At 58.5% G+C, this 16227-nt stretch carries 13 protein-coding genes and 2 pseudogenes; 7 read left to right on the forward strand and 8 right to left on the reverse strand.

What is annotated here, in order from left to right; translation table 11 throughout:
* Nucleotides 1–207: 207 nt before the first annotated feature.
* From ACVMB1_RS26700 to ACVMB1_RS26710, 3 genes are all read right to left on the reverse strand, one after another.
* On the reverse strand, nucleotides 208–2310 hold the full coding sequence (locus ACVMB1_RS26700) for a PAS domain-containing sensor histidine kinase (protein ID WP_141340812.1): 2103 nt from the start codon (nucleotides 2308–2310) through the stop codon (nucleotides 208–210).
* The gene (locus ACVMB1_RS26705; protein ID WP_141340811.1) at nucleotides 2303–2740 is read right to left on the reverse strand and encodes a response regulator transcription factor; all 438 of its coding nucleotides are present in this window, start codon (nucleotides 2738–2740) and stop codon (nucleotides 2303–2305) included. The genes ACVMB1_RS26700 and ACVMB1_RS26705 overlap by 8 nt, the downstream gene beginning before the upstream one ends.
* Before the next feature lie 61 nt (nucleotides 2741–2801).
* A complete protein-coding gene (locus ACVMB1_RS26710) occupies nucleotides 2802–3443 on the reverse strand; it encodes a response regulator transcription factor (protein WP_141340810.1) in 642 nt (213 codons plus the stop codon).
* Nucleotides 3444–3959: 516 nt separating this feature from the next.
* On the opposite strand from ACVMB1_RS26710, the gene ACVMB1_RS26715 reads away from it, so the two are divergent.
* Nucleotides 3960–4889, forward strand: a complete 930-nt coding sequence (locus ACVMB1_RS26715; RefSeq protein ID WP_141340809.1) for a helix-turn-helix domain-containing protein — start codon at nucleotides 3960–3962, stop codon at nucleotides 4887–4889.
* A 147-nt stretch (nucleotides 4890–5036) separates the two neighbouring features.
* On the opposite strand, the pseudogene ACVMB1_RS26720 reads toward ACVMB1_RS26715, so the two are convergent.
* A pseudogene (locus ACVMB1_RS26720) lies at nucleotides 5037–5699 on the reverse strand (3-keto-5-aminohexanoate cleavage protein); the annotation flags it as partial.
* A gap of 1840 nt (nucleotides 5700–7539) precedes the next feature.
* On the opposite strand from ACVMB1_RS26720, the gene ACVMB1_RS26725 reads away from it, so the two are divergent.
* The 4 genes and pseudogenes from ACVMB1_RS26725 to ACVMB1_RS26740 all read left to right on the forward strand — a co-directional run.
* Nucleotides 7540–7911 (forward strand): cupin domain-containing protein, encoded by a 372-nt coding sequence (locus tag ACVMB1_RS26725; protein WP_016844188.1) that lies wholly within the window; start codon nucleotides 7540–7542, stop codon nucleotides 7909–7911.
* A gap of 211 nt (nucleotides 7912–8122) precedes the next feature.
* Entirely contained in the window at nucleotides 8123–8293 is a 171-nt protein-coding gene (locus ACVMB1_RS26730) for a hypothetical protein (RefSeq protein WP_168855288.1), read from the forward strand.
* Nucleotides 8294–9421: 1128 nt separating this feature from the next.
* A complete protein-coding gene (locus tag ACVMB1_RS26735; protein ID WP_016844186.1) occupies nucleotides 9422–9616 on the forward strand; it encodes a DUF3606 domain-containing protein in 195 nt (64 codons plus the stop codon).
* Between the two features lie 632 nt (nucleotides 9617–10248).
* Nucleotides 10249–10514: pseudogene (locus ACVMB1_RS26740) on the forward strand (adenylate/guanylate cyclase domain-containing protein); the annotation flags it as partial.
* Nucleotides 10515–10713: 199 nt separating this feature from the next.
* On the opposite strand, the gene ACVMB1_RS26745 reads toward ACVMB1_RS26740, so the two are convergent.
* Together ACVMB1_RS26745 and ACVMB1_RS26750 are read right to left on the reverse strand one after the other, a co-directional pair.
* The gene (locus tag ACVMB1_RS26745; RefSeq protein ID WP_168855287.1) at nucleotides 10714–10890 is read right to left on the reverse strand and encodes a hypothetical protein; all 177 of its coding nucleotides are present in this window, start codon (nucleotides 10888–10890) and stop codon (nucleotides 10714–10716) included.
* A gap of 30 nt (nucleotides 10891–10920) precedes the next feature.
* Nucleotides 10921–11103: a hypothetical protein gene (locus ACVMB1_RS26750; RefSeq protein ID WP_253625471.1), complete on the reverse strand. Its 183-nt coding sequence runs from the start codon at nucleotides 11101–11103 to the stop codon at nucleotides 10921–10923.
* 774 nt (nucleotides 11104–11877) lie between these two features.
* On the opposite strand from ACVMB1_RS26750, the gene ACVMB1_RS26755 reads away from it, so the two are divergent.
* Entirely contained in the window at nucleotides 11878–12234 is a 357-nt protein-coding gene (locus ACVMB1_RS26755; RefSeq protein WP_125459264.1) for a hypothetical protein, read from the forward strand.
* A gap of 2104 nt (nucleotides 12235–14338) precedes the next feature.
* On the opposite strand, the gene ACVMB1_RS26760 is transcribed toward ACVMB1_RS26755, so the two are convergent.
* Nucleotides 14339–14698, reverse strand: coding sequence for a PRC-barrel domain-containing protein (locus tag ACVMB1_RS26760; protein ID WP_018273495.1), 360 nt, complete (start codon nucleotides 14696–14698; stop codon nucleotides 14339–14341).
* Between the two features lie 118 nt (nucleotides 14699–14816).
* On the opposite strand from ACVMB1_RS26760, the gene ACVMB1_RS26765 reads away from it, so the two are divergent.
* Complete coding sequence (locus ACVMB1_RS26765) at nucleotides 14817–15062, forward strand: hypothetical protein (protein WP_158074207.1); 246 nt, start codon at nucleotides 14817–14819, stop codon at nucleotides 15060–15062.
* Between the two features lie 296 nt (nucleotides 15063–15358).
* On the opposite strand, the gene ACVMB1_RS26770 is transcribed toward ACVMB1_RS26765, so the two are convergent.
* Nucleotides 15359–16216, reverse strand: coding sequence for a glucose 1-dehydrogenase (locus ACVMB1_RS26770; RefSeq protein WP_141342592.1), 858 nt, complete (start codon nucleotides 16214–16216; stop codon nucleotides 15359–15361).
* Between the last annotated feature and the right edge of the window lie 11 nt (nucleotides 16217–16227).

The raw sequence follows: 16227 nt of genomic DNA on the forward strand, positions 1-16227 counted from the left end.
CGTTCGTTCCGCGCGTCTGCGGATGCATCGCTTCCCGTGTGCTGCGATCATGGCGGTGAGCGCTGTACGAGGGCATCGTGCAGCGGGTCTGGTCGCGCTGGTTCAGCGGATAGGTCGACCTATACCTCGGTATAGTTCGGGAGAGATTGTCCGCATCGCGGGCGCAATTCCTTGCAAACGCAGGCGCTCATGCGAACGTTGGCGCACTTACCGAATGAGCGCGACAACGCTGAAGTCGGGACCGGCAGTCGCCGGCACCGGAAGCGTGAAGCGAAAATGCGCGCCGCCATTTGGACGATTCGCGCCCAAAATGCTGCCTCCGTGCGCCCTAACGATCGACTGGCAGATCGCAAGGCCGATGCCAATTCCTGCATCCTTGGTGCTGAAGAAGCTGTCGAAGATGCGCCCGAGGTCTCCGGTGGCGATACCCGGCCCATTGTCGAAGACGGAGAAGCCGACCGAGCCTTCTTCGGTGACCGACGTCTGGACGTCGATTCGACGTGTCGGTTGACCGGAGTGCACGATGGCCTGGACGCTGTTGACGAGCAGATTGATAATCACCTGCTGCAGTTGAATCCGGTCACCAATCACTTGGGGAAGCCCAGATGCAAACGTCGTCGACAAGGCAATTGATTTTGACTCAATGTCGTGGCGAATGAATAACAGCGCTTCTTTCGCGACGTCATTGATATCCATGAGCCGCTTCTCTGGTTCATGCTTCGCCGCCATGCCTCGTATGCGATGAATGATTTCGCTCGCGCGCCGCGCATTCGCCACGATTCGGGACGTGAGCTGGGTGACCTTTTCGATGTTTTGATCTGCGCGCGCCAGCCACCTCAAGCTTGCCTCACCATTGGTCACGATGGCCGTAAGCGGCTGATTGATCTCATGCGCGATCGAAGTTCCGAGCTCCCCAAGAGTTGCGATGCGGCCAGCATGCGCGAAATCAGCTTGCAGCTTCCGAAGTTGCCGTTCGGCGTTCAAGCGCTCACTGATGTCCTGGATGGTGATGAAGGTGTTGTCGAGTTGCTCGGGGGGCACAGGATATGTGACCGTGAACAGGACATCGATGAGCGAACCGTCGAATGCACGGATCCTGGTCTCCTCTATGAGATTGCGTCGACCTTCAAAGTGAGCCACCATGACCCGCTCGGCGAGCCCCGGGACGGCGGCAAACAGGTATCGAACCGGTTTGATTAGGTCGGCGGGATTGCGTGCCCGAAACAGTGAGACTGCATCGTGGTTGACGTCCGTCACACGAACGACGTCCTTGGCGTGCTCGATAAGATCAGGGTGTGTCGCCAGATAGGAAGCAATATCGCGAACACCCTTCGCCTTCAGATCGTCGAAGACCTCGCCCGCGCGTCGGGAATCGACCTGCCAGAGAGCCGTCGGTAGATACTGAATGAGCTTGCGATATCGATCCTCGCTCGCGTGCAACTCCCAGGACGTGCGGTCATCTTCGATCGCGCCGTTGATCGTAACAAGCACGGTGCCCGACGGCTTCGGGTCCGCAGAATGCCAGGCCCTGATGATGGGGTTGCGTATCGCGCCGCTCAGGACCATTCTGCGGGTCTCGAGGCGCGAGCGGTCTGTGGCAACGTCTCCGATTAGTCCGGCCAGGATTGAGCGGCTTTCAGCCGGCCAGAACGTACCGATCGGTTGACCGATCATCTGCTCGTGCCCTGCATGTGCCCCGAACATGCGAACCGCGCGATCATTGACAGCCAGAATTCGAGTGGCGGTAAGCAGTCCGTTGACCCAGTCCGGATGCTGATCAAGGTCGATAGCGGCTCCGCCACGCCTGTGCTTCGCGATTGCATCGAGCAGGGGCCGGGCCGGCGAGGCATCAAGCTCCCAAGCAGCGGCCAGAGATCCCTGCAACTCGGCATCCATGCGCAGGTACACTGCTTCGGTTAGTGGTCCTGCATTTCGGCCACACTCAACGATGTCAAGGACCGCGCCGGTTGCGTCTCGTCGCACCACCTGCCGCACGGCCGCCGCAACCTCGACCCCGGTCAGGCTACGCCGAAAGACGATACCTTCCCATCGACCTTCGCGGAGCAGTATGTCGATGTGATCGACACCCGAGTGGCCGTGCGAGCCGATCTCTGCCACGTGTCGACCGACCATCGCCATGGAAGGCCAGCCGTACAGGACTTCCGATGCGGCATTCCAGTACTGGATGACACCGTGCAGGTTGCTGACGATGATGCTTTCGGACACAAGGTCGGCCAGTTCCGTGCCGGGAGCAGAGGCAACGAGATTCGGCTGGCCGCCTTGCGATATCTGTCGGGCGAGATTAGTCATCTGATGGTGGATCCCGTCGCTCGTTGCGTCGCGAGCGGCCTGCGCAGTTCATTGCGTTCTGCAGGAGATGAAAGAGCACCTCATCATTGACCGGCTTCGTCAGGCAGGCATAGGCACCGCCCCTCAGTGCGCGAGCCTCTGTCGCCGGGCTCGTGTCCGCGGTGATGAAAATGACCGGCATTGACGAGCCCAGCTCGCGCAATCGCTCCTGTAGTTCGAGCCCGCTCCGGCCGGGCATGCTCACATCCGTGATCAGGCAATCGAAGCGGCCTGGCACAAATTCAGCCATGAACGCCTCCGCCCGATCAAACGAGCGACACGCAACGTCCAGGACCAGGAGGAGATCGCAAAGAGCCTCTCGTACAGCTTGGTCGTCATCTACGATGGCAACTAGGGGCGTTTTGGACAAACAGATGACTTTCGCTGGCATGGCCCGCCGATCATCTGCCCATTGCTGATCGGGTTGTACCTATTCCTTGGTGTAGGATGGGCTACCTCCCGCGAAGTTCCGCAGGAAGTGCTTCCCAAATCCGGATCAAGTCTCCGACGGACGTTGCTTGCAGCTTTCTCGTCGCGTTGCCGCGATGCAACTTCACAGTGATCTCGCTGATGCCGAGATCAAAGGCGATCTGCTTGTTGAGGCGCCCCCTTGCTACCTCGCCCAGGACTTCACGTTCGCGCGGTGTCAGCGTTGCGAAGCGGGCGGCGTGTTGCGTTATGCGCCTGGCCGCGGCTCTTTGCGAGACATCCTTCTCGATCGCCGCCGCGACGGCATCGAGGAGTGTCTGGTCTCTGACTGGCTTCGTCAGGAAGTCGACGGCTCCCGCCTTCATTGCCTGGACGGTCATGGCTATATCGCCATGACCCGTGAGGAAAATGATCGGCCTCGTGTTGCCGTTCAATGCCAGACGCTGTTGCAGATCCAGCCCGCTTGCTCCGGGCATGCGAACATCGAGAATCAGGCAGCCGGGCCGCTCCGGAAGATCGGCACGCAACAATTCCTGCGTCGAGCCAAAGCAGCACGCGTCGATGCCGACCGATAGCAAAAGCTCCCGAAGCGCCGACCGGATCTCCTCGTCGTCGTCCACGATCAAAACAAGTGGGCGGTCTGCAGTGTTAGTATTGAGAGTCATAGGTAAGCGCGCTACGTGCGATGAAGGCTGCGAGCCCGTGGATACGGTTGCCCTAAGCATTTGCGTGGCCTCCTGATCGCTTCTGCCCCGCGGTCTTTCGCTGCTTTTTCGCAGATGCCCGTAAGGTCCATGTCATGACACGGCCGTCACGGTCACTTGGCTTCTACGGCGTGTTTCTAGGGCTCGCAGGGCCCCCGCGTCTTTCCCAAAGCCGTCATGTCTTGCCTCATTCCGTGCCAAACGAGGACCATGCGACTGCGAGTCGCGGAATCACGTGTGCTTGCGAATCGTTGCGACCTGCGCTCCGGATTTCACCCCAGTTCCTGGCGGCAGTTGATTGGGTCGACCGCATTGAAATTGCTTCCGAATCCGTTGCGACTTTCGCGACGATTTGCCCTCACGAAAAGTTGCGCGTCGCCGGGTGGCCGTGGACAGCCGCTTGCCTATTTCCGATAATGCACCGCAAAATTCGCAGGGCGATCAGCGCCTGCGGTCTAACCTTCCGGATCAACTCAAATGGCACAGGCCGGCGTCTACGGATCGAGGCTCGGACGACCCCTGCAGGCGAAGAACGCACCTTCGCTGATTGCACGTACGCTGCGCAGTTCCGAGCTGGCGGTGACCGAAACCCGAAACGACGACCCGGTGCCGAGCCTTTCCGGTTCGCTGCCCTCCGAGGACGCCTACCTCGTCAGCCTCAAATTTCGTGATTATCCGGACTGCGAGTGCTGGGAGCGGGGCCGATGCGTCATCAAGACGAATGTCCACGGCGGCGCGACCTATCTCTACGATCTGAAGCGCGATCCGCGCTACGTCATCGACAAGCCGTTTCACTCCCTCTTTTTCTATCTTCCGCGCTCGGCCCTTGACGACATTGCGAGGCAGGCCGGCGCACCGCGCATTGGCGAGCTTGCCTATGAGCCGGGTATAGGCCACGACGACGCAGTCGTCCGTAACCTCGGTGCGTCGCTCGTGGAAGCTTTGCGTCGAGCGGACGAGACCAACCAGCTTTTCGTCGACCACATGTTGCACGCACTTACTGCGCACGTCGCTCAAACCTACGGTGGCCTTCGGCGTAGCGCCAAGACGATACGCGGCGGCCTCGCTCCGTGGCAGTTAGACCGCGCTTGCGATATGCTCAATGCCGATCTCGCCGGAAAGACTCCTTTACGGCAGATCGCAGCCGAGTTTGATCTTTCGGTCGATCATTTCTCGCGGGCGTTCCGAATCTCCACTGGTCTGCCGCCGCATCGATGGCTACTTCGCCGGCGGGTGAAGACGGCCGAGCAGTTGATGACCATCCGCGATCTGCCGCTGTCCGAGGTTGCGAAATCGGCTGGGTTTGCCAATCAGAGCCACTTTACGAGGGTATTTTCAGCAATGGTCGGCGTCAGTCCGGGAGCGTGGCGCCGAGGAGTGCGAGGCGCGTCGGATAGTGAGGGGTAATCAAGGTTACGCATAAAGACGGTCTGCGACCTACACAACCGCAACGTATGCATGGCTAGGCCGACCCTCATGACGATAATCCCGGCGAGCAGCACCAATTTCTAGCCGTCCTCGCACGACAACTAAAAGGCATTTTCGACGCCCAACTCATGCAGCGAGCTTCAATAGCGCGCGCGCCTCCGGCACGGTCGCTGGACGCCGCCCGTATCGACCGCAGAGTTCGACCACACGCTTGACAAGCGCGGCGTTCGACGGTGCAAGCTTCTCACGATCCAGTCGCACATTGTCCTCAAGTCCTGTGCGGCAGTGTCCACCGAGTTCAAGAGACCACGCATTGAGCGTGATCTGGTCCTTTCCAATGCCGGCGCCGGTCCAGGTCGCATCAGGCGCCAACCGGTTAAGGGTCTCAATATAGAACTCAAACGCTGCTCGATCGACGGGCATTGCGTTCTTCACGCCCATTACGAATTGGACGTGCAGCGGTCCTTTGATCTTGCCGATCTTTTGCATAGCGATGGCCTGGAAAATCATCGATAGGTCGAACGCCTCGATCTCCGGCTTTATGTCATGAGCCAGCATCTCGGAGGCCAACCAGTCGACGAGTTCGGGAGCGTTCTCGTAAACGCGCGTGGGAAAATTGCACGACCCGGTCGACAGCGACGCCATGTCCGGCCGCAGTGACAGCATTCCGCCTCGCTCCCGGCCTGTGCCTGAGCGCCCTCCAGTCGAGAGCTGCACAATCATGCCGGGACAGTATTTCCGGAGGCCTTCCAGCAAACGCCCAAAACGTTCGGGATCCGATGTCGGCTTACCCGCATCGTCGCTCGAGTTGCTCCGGGCCTATTCCTCATCCTTCATCAATCGATTCGAACAACATGCTATAATTCTTCTCGGAGTCGCGTGCGAAATCGACCTCTGTCGCGGAATATCGAAAGCCCGTATTCGGTGCCGGCATCGTGCCGTAGGCGCGTGGTGCCCCTCGTCTGCTTCCTTCCGACCATCTCCGGCCAATTTCTCAACTTGACCTACCAGATCGCGCCAGACCTCTCCTTGTCGCGCGGATACCATTTCTAGACGGGTCGCGGGTCGATGACGCCTGGACAATCAACCTATCCCATGTGCCAGGCACACCACCGCGGTCGCCGGCGAGGTGCTGTTTCGTATCGATCCGGCGCCGTTCCAGTACAAAGTCAACCAGCTCGAGGCATCGCTTGCGCAAACACGCCAGCAGGTCAAGCAGCTGAAGGCCAGTTACGAGCGGGCGACGGCGAATGTCGACGGGCTACGGCATCGACCCCGAAGGCAGACATCGCTTCTGCACTTGAAACTAGGCCGCCGGCGATATTCGTTTCCCGAACAATACGTGGGTTTATGGTGCGCGCTCCGAGGGCATTCGTCTTTGCTGCAGCTTCAAGGAGTTGCGGATGTGGACAACGAGGCTGGGGATATCCGTGCGCAGGGGTGCCTTGCCGTCTCTTGTCAGCGACCACTCTTAAGAGACGGCGGCACTCCCGGCATAATGGGCGCGGGGTTACGTTCCAGCGGGACATGATGACCGGCAAAGCCCATGGCCCGACCTATCGCGGATGAAGCCCATTTCCGGCAAGGGACCGCTTCGGAAGTTCTCAAGCTTCGCGATCACCGCACCCAAGGTTTGAGTTAAGAAATCAATTCCCCGCCGCGGGTAAATGCTGCCGCCGTCCGCAGCGCGGCGCCGTGGAGAGCCTGCTCCCCACTACTTTCGATTATGCGGGCGTCCACGGATTTTTTCTCTACCGGTGATTGCGCAAGGCGACGCCAGCCAAGTATTCAGTCACGCGGTGGCGACAATCCACTCCGAAGAGCTGCAGCAGGCTCGGCGGGGATAGGGCGTCCCCGGCAGATGAGTTCTAGAAGCTGGTTTTGCGAACCGAGCTGACAAGCCAGGATTGCCGGCGGCGGCTTGCTCGCCCGCTCTTCGTTGAGGAGCTGCGAATGAAGCTTCCAGACCTGGATGTTTTCGTTCGTGCAGGGAAATGCACAAGCGATCCCCGCCAAGGACGTTCTTCAACCGGAGCGGCGAGTTCGCCGCCTAGCAACATGCGCTCCGCAGCCCGACCGGCCATGAACTCGATGCACTGAGTATATCGGCCCATGCCTTGGCGTCGAAAACCCGCCCGTCATCTCCGTTATTGGACTGGCCCTGTCGATCGCAACGCCGGTTTCAAGACGGTGCTTGTGTTCTTGCGTCGGCCGCCAACATCATAGCGGCTGCTGAAGCTTGCCGACTTGCAGATGGGATTGGGCTGAAATCTCGGTGCACCGCAAGTTCACCGCCTGCGGCAAGGTCGGCTGGGTTGATATCCGGATCGAGTGAGGCGAAGTGATCAATTCGCCAAGGACGTCTCTGGTAGGCCCTGCCGATTTCTCCTACTGGTACACTTCCGATGCGCGGAGGTTTACTTTGCTTCGCAATCTCTGACGATGCGGCCATCACGGGTCGATACCACGATCGGCGGGGTGGTGTAGTCGTCGCCTCAATCGCCACAATCTGCTTCAGGATGGATTATGCTGCACTTCCCTTGCACTCTCGTAATGGTTGCTGTTGGATAAGTGGGCGTCACATTGGCGTGTCGCGAAAACATTTCATTGTCTATTTGAGGAGGAAAGTATGCTTCGGATCACTGCTCTTATTTTCTTCGCCCTTACCTGGTCCGCGAATGCCCAAACAAACCGCACCGAGTTGAAACGCGCCGACCTAAGCGGCACGAATATGGAGATTGTAGTCAGCGTCGTCGACGTACAGCCCGGAAATAATCTCATTCGCCACACGCATCATGGCGAGGAAGCCGTTTACGTTCTAGAGGGCGCAACGTTGGCGCTACCCGATGGAAAAGAGGTGCCATTTCCTACGGGAGCAGCAACAATCAACATTCGCGACGTGCCCCACGGTGGTTTCAAGGTGGCAGGCGACAAAACCCTGAAGATGTTGACGGTCCATATCGTCGATAAGGGTAAACCAATGATGGAGCCTGCAAAGTAAGAGGTCCCCTCAAACCGACATCAAGAAAAAGCGGTCGCAAACGCGCACCCGCTTTTTCTGCTTGAGAAAGCTACGCCGGGGGCATTCTCGAATCCAGATGGTCGCCTCCGCGCCCATCCGCCCCTCGGCGACGCACTCAACGCCGCATCGCTATCTCGAAGTAGCTCCAGCTCGGGGGGCACGTCGCCTTCCGCCACGGAAAGGACAGCGCATGGTCATTAAGCGTCGGCACTTCAAGCAAGAGCACTCTCTGGAGGAACGCCTTACCGAAGAGGCCAAGAGTCTTCGTGAAGAAGCAAGCGTACTCCCCGCAGGTATGGAAAAAGAGCAGCTACTTAAGAGAACCCGGCAAGCTGAGACCGGCGCGCATATGAGCGAGTGACTTCAATCTTCCGGGTTATGACCCCCCATATGAACCAATCAGCGAAGCCAAGCGCCGGACGAAAGGTAGCGGCCGGGGCGTCTGTTTTGCTCGCCCTGCTACTGATGGGTTTTTTCTTTGTCGCGTTCTAAGGTAGGCCCGCAGCGAATGTCCTGACTAGGACGGCACCCAATCGCATGACCCTAGGCCGGCGAGAATCTGTTCGGCTAACCGAATAAACACGACTTCAGCTGAATGTTTATTTCGGTTCGCTAATAACGCTGGCACTCCGCGGATCACCCAGGTCAGCAAAGACCTTTTCGCGTAGTCTTTGCAAAAATGGCCCCAACGCGGTGAGGCGCGGCGCGGAGGGGCCGAGTTGCCACGATCACCTGCACGCCAAAACCAGCATCACTGGGCCGTTTATCCTAACGATCGATAATAGGAACGATCGGCTTGGCAACGAGTCGGCTCAGGTCCCCCAGCCGATCCAGGCCCCCCCGGCTGCTGGAGGAAAACCCGCATTGTTCGGGTTGGCGGCCCTCGGGTTGTGGCCGTTTCAATTCGCTGGACGCATGAAACCCTTCAATTTCACAGGTGGTGTTGCAATGGAATTTATTGGACGCCCGATGAGAGGCCGATTCCTCGTTCGGCAAGGCGGCAACGGCTGGATAGTCTACGATAGCGAATGCAAAGGACCGGCCCAGATAGAAAAGGACGGCGCGTTCGCCGAGAAGCTGACAAAAGACCAGGCTGAGATTTTAGCGAAGCTATTCACGAGTCGCGAAAAGCGGCCCCTGACGTTAGAATGGCCTCAACGCCCGCGGAGAGCGCTAAGGCCGCGGTAATAGTCCCAGTCCATCGTTTAGATTTGACGTCGTGGACTGCTGCTCGTTCCCTGAACAGAAACGGCCCCGGCGAGACGCTGAGGCCGAGTCGACGGCCCTAGCGAGGTGCAGCCGGGGCCACCGGTTTAAACTGATTGAGAATGTACCCCGGATCTTCGGGGGCAAGGAAGCGTTGGCAGGAACTAGCTTTGGGTGGCCGACGTTACTGCCGCGACGGTCAATTTTGCAAACCGCCCCGACAATAGCCTGATCTTCTTCGGACCAGCCAACGGCCGCGACCTTTTATTTTGGGATAGAAGCAATGCCGGACAATTTAACCAACCGCGTCCAGCCAGATCGCTCGAAGATCAACATGCACGAGCCATACGAGGTGAAGTATTGGACCCATGCACTTGGTGTGTCGAAGAATGACCTTCAGAAGGTCGTCGAAAAGGTCGGCAACTCCGCTGCTGCGGTCCGCAAGGAATTGGGTCTGCCCGACAAAGCTCAAGAATGACCAAACCCACCTGTCCGATTTGCTTGGGGTTGGGCTGGGTCTGCGAGAACCATCCGCACTTGCCTTGGACGGCGGAGGCACATGGCTGTCAGTGCGGCGCCGGCATGCCTTGCGAGTGCAATCGGGCGGATGGGATTGATGAGCCTGATGTGAGCAAGGTCATTGAGCAATCCGAATAAGATATTGCCGTCTGGCAATTCGTAGGGCTGCGCTGCATGGACGCTACCGACGAGCTAGGAAGGCGCCTAGCAAGAATGCAACGGCAAGGGACTGAAATGGAGCTGCCCGGGTCGCTTCACTCAAATGATGCAGCCACCGATCATGTTGTGGCAAATGTTGCAACGCGTCGTCTTCAGCCATCCGCCGGATCGCTTCTGAAGCTCGGTCTCTTCGCTGCTCGGGCGTGGCAGTAGGTGCAACTGAGCTTTCGTCAGCCATGTAAGTCTCCTCGCGCCGGTCGCCTACCAAACGGACTTGTTGCATGAGCGCTAACGTCCGGCGAATATCGACTGTTCCTAGGTTGTGCCGTTCGGGCCGATAGCTGATCGGCGGCCTCTCGGGCATCTTCGTCAAGGCCGTTGGGGGCGCGGCTTGTCCGTCGTACAATCGGGCATCGCTTGGATCGCGGGTCCATAGTGCAAGAGCGGCCAGTTCGGATAGAGCGCAGGCTGTCGGCCATAATGGCCGCCGATGTCGCCGGCTATTCACGGCTCATGCACGATGACGAAGAGGCCACGCACGCCAAGCTGAGCGAACTTCTCGCAAGAGAAGTGAGCCTGCTATTGCCAGTCACGGCGGCCGTATCGTGAAGAACACCGGAGACGGGTTCTTGGCAGAGTTTCCGAGCGCGGTCGAAGCAGCGCCATGGGGCATGCGGCGAGAAGCTGCCCTCAGGGAGGCCGTGTCGCTGATGCGCTGTCCCTGCGGCGCAACGTCGATAGCCAGCACCGGCCGAGAGCTGCACACACCGCGGGCACATCTAAAAACGACGCAATTCGACGATGAAGATGAAGAAAGAACACTTAACTCAAAGGCAAACCTCGGGTGGAAGCCTGCCGGATGAATCGGAGCGCCGAAGCAATGCAGTCACCTGCCCATTAGCGCTGGGTAACAGTCGTATACGTAGAGTCGGCGGGGATTTGTGCTTCGTAATGCTTGGCTTTTTCTATCAGTGCGTCGCGGACTGGACCTTCCGGCAGAAGCGCGGCTTGATGGCGCGCCTGTCTCGCGCATTCTGCGATTTTACTTGCCAGTTCCTCCGTCTCGCGATCCATCGTCGCCGCTCCTCCGAACTAGAAGCCACGCTAGCGCGGTGGGCTAGCGCTTTCTTGGCACGCCACCGAATGCTCGGAAATCCACTTGGTTGCGTCGTGCTCCGTAACAAAACCTTTGATGACTTCGGTTTCGCCATCGGCCCACAGAATATCGATTCTCCAGCCGGTGCCGGGGTTTTTGCAAGCCATGAAGGCTGGGCGCTGCTCGATCATTGCTTGACTATGCGCCGACTGGTGGCTGCTACAAGCCAGTGATCCTGCCACACTTCGCTTTTTTGGCCCCAATCTATTGAACCTTAACTCCCGCGCTCGCGCCGTTCTTCCTAGATCGGGAGTCAAGAAGATCGGGCAACGGTGGTAGTTGCTGGCGCTATGCAAGAAATTCACTGACTTGAAAAATTTGAAGGCTCATTTCGCACGGCTTGATGAGGTGACGCTGAACGGATGCTCGACCGTCTCGCGACGAAGGCGCATAGCAAGCGGGTTCGCATCGAGCCGCTGCTGCAAAGCGTCGAGCAGATCCTCGCGCTCCCATCGCGTGATCCGTCGCGCTGATCCGGGCGTGGAGGCGCAGCGCCTCGTCGGACTCTTCGTTTGTGTAGCGATACGCCAATCGAAGTGCACGTGGCGTGGCGCGGAGCGGCGGTGAGGCGATAGCCAAATCGCAATCCTGAGACAGAAGCGCTGACCTAAATTCACCCTCGATTGAAATAAAATTTGATGGGATAAGTCCAAAAGCTGACTTGATCTTTAAGCTTCCTTGAAATCGCAACGCTCCGCCAATTCGAATGGGTAAGAAGCGATGACCGATCAACAGCTGGCTCTTCATGCCGTCAGCGAAGCCCTGTGCATATTGGACGAGTATCTTCTGCCCCGCCCCCACGACAGTGAACGCATACTCGACAAGTTAGTTGAGGTTCTTGAGCGGCCCGACTTGGTCGTTGCTGTAAGTCGACTGCGGCAACGAAGTAGTCTCTAAGTGTTCCGATGAAGAGGCAATTTTCATTTATTCCTTTGGCCGCTCGCATCGCTACTTTTCTATTGATTGGAATGCCGACCGCGCAGGCAAAACAGCAATGCAGTGCGGTGATGCCCCCAAATCCGCGCGAGTATTGGTCTTGGCGCCTCATCGACGGACGAAAATGCTGGTACGAAGGCAAGCCCATGCTTTCAAAATCATTATTGGAGTGGCCCGTGCGGATTTCGACGCAGGCACGTCCCACCGAGGAGCTTGCAAGTGCACTCATAGAGAAGCCCAGCGATCCGATCGGTTCAGAAGAATGGACGCCATCTCGCCAGAATACCTTCGATGCCCTGTGGCGCACCAGGGTTGAACAGCGGTAGGGCTTTGACCTTCAAATTAAGAGAGGCTGACTTTCTCTTCATCGCTGAGGCTGTAGGACTCGGTGACTGGTATAGTCGACGTCGGCCATGCATCGATCGATCGAACCAATACTGTAGCTTCGTCGATCTCAAGTCTTTCGCTTCGATTGCCGTGAGAGCGCCATATTTTCCAATGAATGCACACGGAACGGCGCCCCGCAGAAAAGTAGCTAATCTCCAAACCGCCGATGAAACTGACCGCAGATCGTCCTTTACGCCAGTCCCGAGAAAGCCGCCCGCAGGATCATGGAGCACGCTCACGCATTCGAGCCGATCCAGGGCGGCCGGATCTAGATCGAGAAGATCAACTATCCAATGCTCTACCGGGATAAGGCGACACCGGCTGAGTATTGGGCTGACCTGAAGTATGCCGAGGAAACATGAAGTGGCTTGAGTACCGCGAGAACGGCACCTTCGTCAGAATGACGCAGGCTGGCAAAGGCCCGTTCGGCTGATCGGCAGAGAGCACGCCAGTCGTGCGACAACGTGGGCGCGCCGCGCGTTCTGACGGCAAGCTACCCCTTCAGGGGTATTAAACTTTTTAAGTCTTTGTGCAGACTTAGCTTAGCCAGGATTTTGCAGATCCTTCCTGGGGCTAGAACCGACGCCGTCCGCATGCATTTTAAGCGGGCGGCGTTCGTACAATCTGAGCCGGCGTAAGCAGCAAGAAGCCCCGACGGGGGCTAGCGGCGTCAGGGCTTCTTTCCGGATGTGATCCTCCCCGGACCGCATCCTCAGCGCGCGACTGGCTGAGCGCACCGTCAGTCTACCGGGAAATCTCAGCATTTTAGACCGCTCTGCCGGATTACCTCGACTTGACACGTGTCTAAGTTCGGTAATGTCTCACCTTGAATTTTATCCCGCTTTGTCGCGTTTTCAGACGCGCGCTCCATCTGCTCGGCCGTAAGGAGGCGCACGCGAGGCTAGAGCGTTGATTCTTTGCCGCAGATGATCAACCAGCCGCTCCGCACCGACAGTCATGCAGCCATCATGCCCCCAAGGCACTTGGACGACCTCGAGCTGAGAACACAGGTGCCGCCAGTTCCGTCCCTCGTGTTCGGCCGCGTAAAAGGCAACGGCGACCTCGAGCGATGCCGGAAGATATCGCGCCATCGCCATCGAATAAGCATCCCACAGAGCCGGCGAAATCTTGCCCTTGGCGGTCCATACCGGTTCGCTCGTCGAATGCTTGGCGTCTCGCTATGCGGAAGCGATACTGGCGCTGGATCATGCGCGCGCTTTGCCGCCTGGGCCGGCTCGCGTTGAAGCGATGAAACATGCCGGCGCCCTTCGCGTCGCGGCAGACCGGATCACTGGCCCGAAGCTGCCCCGTCGCGGGCGTCCACCAAGTTAATCGGGCGACAAGGAGTGAGGCGCATTGCTCATCAAGCGCTTTGACAGGATGTCGCAGCGCCGGAACGTTTGAGCGATTCGTCAAATCGGTTCGGGATGGGAAAGTTTCGGCATCACGCTACTAAGCGTCGCGATAATCGCGGCGATGTATTTCTACGCCCTCAGTCTCGGATAGCCTATCCGCTCTCATATTCCAGTTCGCGCGCACCTACCTTTCTTGACTTGCAAGGCCGTGCGGCGTGCTTGCCGCTAATGCGACAGTTCCTGGACAGCAATTAGATCAGCTTCCCCGGGCCCGGATCGCGGACCCGTACCGCGTTCCTAATCCCGGCCTTGGCCGTGAACCCGAGCGCTTGAGATACACGGACTCAGATGTCTGACAGTCTGACATATCGCAGTCCAACTAACGCGTGACCAGCGGCCCTGACTGGGCCGAGCGCACTAAGCGTTCAGCCGCGCGCGTGCCGGGTCTCCACATTTTTCTCAGGGCCTCGTGGTGCGGGAAGTAGAGGCGCGCTATATCGCTTCGCCTGAGGAGATAAGGTTCCCGCGGCGCGGGCGAGTACCTGCGCTAGGCTTGCTCGCGCGAGCGCTTCCTAGAACTCGCTTTCAAGACCCGATTTGCGGCCGACCGGTTATTCGACGATGCTCCCACACGCTTTTCGCGAATGCAGCGCACTTTGATGACGAGCACACCGCATTTCGAGGGCAATCAGATTGGTACTCGGTAATAGTCATTTACCGATCGACCGGCCGCCGGATCATTCCAATTCCATGCCGTCTCATCACGATATTTGGGCGCGCCCTGCAGTTGGCTTTCTGTCACGCCTGTGACGTACCCGCCAAGATTGGTGTCGTACTTCAACGATTGCCAAGGCAGTGGATAATGGTCATCGCCGATGCCAAGAAGGCCGCCGAAGCTCAGGACCGCGTAGGAGACCTTTCCGCTCTTTTTGTCGATCATCACCCGCTCGATACTGCCGATCTTCTGACTGTCTGCACCGTAAACTGTCGTGCCTTCAACCTTGTCGCTGCCGATCAAGTTGCCGGATTCCTTCGCTTCGAGTGCCATAACATCCTCCGTTTAAGATCTTAACGGCAAATGTCTTCGGGAGAGCAAGGTTCCTACGATACGCCCGGTGCCAGCTTTAAGGTTGGGAAAAAGATGCAACCTTCGCCGTGGAAAGGGATTGCACGCCAATGATGCCTTCGTCGCGGAGCTTGAAATGGCAAATGCAATCACATTGCGGACTGCGATCGATATCGCTTGGAGCGTTTTCTGCGCCACTCACTCCGGGATTGATACATCAGATAGGCGTCGTTGCCTGCTTGAGCGTCACCTCTATGGGAGTTGGGATCGCCGCGAAGGCGATGCGGAAGACCTCGCAAGTTTCGGATTGGCCTATCTGAGTCAGCTTTCCGAAGACGAACATTGACGCGTGGGCAAGAGTTCCTCGAGCGCATCACTATAGAGGGCACGCGCGCGGTGATCGGCACCGCAAGGCCGGAGCATTGCCGAACTCGGTTCGGCTGCAATCATCTTACTGCTCCGAGCGGTGCTTCCTATCTGAAGGACCATCGATGCGCATCGCCCAACTTGCCCCCTCGCTTAAAGCGTAAGCTCTATGGAGGCGCCCGGCTCAACGTCCGGATTGCTGAGACGCCAAAGCTTCCCTTTCACGACGAAGTAGCGGCCATCGGGCGTCACGGGATGCTTTATGCCAGCCACTTCTCAGATGAAGGGTTTGCCCCCGGTCACCGCGACGGTCGTGCCCGAAGTGTAGCTGGATAGCGGGTCGGCGAGCATCACGTAGGCTGTGGCGAGTTCAGCCGGCTGGCCAGCCCTCTTCAGCGGCACTTGCTTGCCAAAGTTCTTTACGGCTTCCTCTGGCATCGTCGAGGGAATGAGCGGGGTCCAAATTGGACCCGGCGCAACGGCATTCACCCGGATGCCATTCTCCGCCAGCATCTGGGCCAGGCCGCCCGTAAAGTTCTGGATCGCTCCCTTCGTCGTCGCGTAGGCGAGCAGGATCGGGTTCGGCATGTCGGAATTTACCGATGCCGTGTTAATGATGGCGCCTCCAGGCTTCATATGCGGGACCGCGGCCTTGGCGAGGTAAAACATCGCATGGATGTTCACCTCGAAGGTCATGCGCCATTCTTCGTCGCTAATGTCGCCGATGTCGGCGAAGGTCGCCTGATGCGCGGCATTATTGACGAGAATGTCGACGCCGCCAAGTTCCTGCACGGCGCGGTCGACAACGGTGCGGCAATGGTCGGCCGAGCGAAGGTCGCCCTCGACGAGGACAGCCCTGCGCCCTTCCTTCTCAATGATCGCCGCGACTTCTTTCGCATCGTCGCTTTCGTCAAGGTAGGCGATCAGGACGTCGGCGCCCTCGCGGGCGAAGGCTATGGCGACCGCGCGCCCGATGCCGCTGTCGCCGCCAGTAATAATGGCGCACTTGCCTTGAAGCCGTCCCGAGCCCTTATAGCTTGTCTCGCCATGATCCGGGCGCGGGTCCATCTTCCCCGTCGAGCCTGGCATGGGTTGTCGCTGGCTGGGAAACGGCGGTTTGGGATATTCGGGCATGATTCTGTCCT

The organism is Bradyrhizobium sp. USDA 4504, from assembly GCF_054063995.1.